Source organism: Xenorhabdus sp. NBAII XenSa04, assembly GCF_963866145.1.
Lineage (GTDB): Bacteria > Pseudomonadota > Gammaproteobacteria > Enterobacterales > Enterobacteriaceae > Xenorhabdus > Xenorhabdus indica.
The window spans coordinates 1-1,448 of the sequence record NZ_CAWMEB010000206.1 but is presented as its reverse complement, the minus strand read 5'-3'; the positions used below and the strand labels follow the sequence as shown (position 1 = coordinate 1,448).

Below are 1,448 nucleotides of genomic sequence, written 5' to 3'. Positions count from 1 at the left end.
CCCTGTCTCTTCTACACAAATCCCTCGATTGAATCGAGGGATTTTTTTGAACCTTTTTCTACCTGGCTGATCTCAATAAGAAATACTACGTTGAGGTCACGTATGATGTTTTCAACAGATGCTGAGCAATGGGCAAAAGACACTTTTCAATATGCTGATTTAGGGGATAGCCGCCGCACTAAGCGGCTGATCAAACTGACTTCTTCTCTTGCCAATCATTTAGGACAGTCTCTCGTGCAATCTTTAAAATCACCTGCGGATATCGAAGCTGCTTATCGCTTCGCTCGCAATCAAGCCATTAATCCTCAAGCTATCGCAGAAGCTGGCTTTGTCGCCACCGCTGAGCAGGTTAAGCACTATGATTGCCTCCTCGCGCTTGAAGATACGACCTCGCTGGAATTTATCCACCCTACGGTTCGAGATGAGATGGGGCACACCACATCCAATAAGTATTCCAGAGGGATGCATGCGCATTCCGTTCTGCTTTTTGCACCTGATAAGCAACAGGTCGTTGGACTCATTGAGCAGGCACGTTGGACCCGAGACCTTCAGGCTTACGGGCAAAATCAATATCATGCGAGCAGAGCTTATAAAGACAAAGAAAGCTATAAATGGGAACGGGCTTCACGCGCAATGGAAGCCCGCCTCGGTGCTGACATGCGAAAAGTTATCCCGGTCTGTGACCGGGAAGCAGACATTATCGAGTACCTGACCTATAAGGTCTCAAATCATCAGCGCTTTGTCGTTCGCTCTATGCAAAGCCGTTGCATAGAAGAAAGCACCGACAAGCTTTATCATTACAGTGGCGCCTTGGTGTATGCGGATACGAGAACGGTTCAAGTGAGGCAAAAAGGCGGGCGAAAAGCGCGTGATGCACACTGCGAAGTGCGTTATGCGGCGGTGACCGTAAAAATCCCGGCGAATAAAACCGGTGACGGCGTCCCACTGTACTATGTCGGTTGTCAAGAAACGGGAAATCATGATGGCTTGAGCTGGCACATTCTGACCTCAGACCCCGTGAAAACAAAAGAAGATGCCCAGCGTATTCTCGATTACTACGAAAAACGGTGGCTGATTGAAGAATTTCACAAAGCGTGGAAAAGCGGTGGCACTCAGGTTGAAGAGTTACGCATGCAAAGCAAAGAGAATTTAGAACGCATGGTAGTGATACTCGCGTTTATTGCAGTCCGTCTTCATCAATTGCGCTATCTGGGGCTTAATAAAGAGGAAGCAGAAAAGCAGAGCTGTGAAATGATCCTGAGTCCGCTAGCGTGGAACTTACTGTGGTCAAAGCAAAACAAATCGAAACCACCGAAGAAAGCCCCAAGCCTCTACTGGGCCTATATTAACCTCGGCAAGCTTGCAGGTTGGTACGATTCAAAACGTAATGGTCGAGTAGGATGGGAAAGGCTATGGGAAGGATGGTTCATATTACAAACCCTCCTTGA

The 1,448-nt window shown here is 47.8% G+C and carries 1 protein-coding gene; it reads left to right on the top strand.

The genetic code is table 11. From position 1 onward, the window contains the following. Window positions 1–105: 105 nt before the first annotated feature. Window positions 106–1,448: IS4 family transposase (locus tag AAC147_RS08420; RefSeq protein ID WP_081989185.1), on the top strand; the 1,343-nt coding region annotated here is incomplete at its 3' end.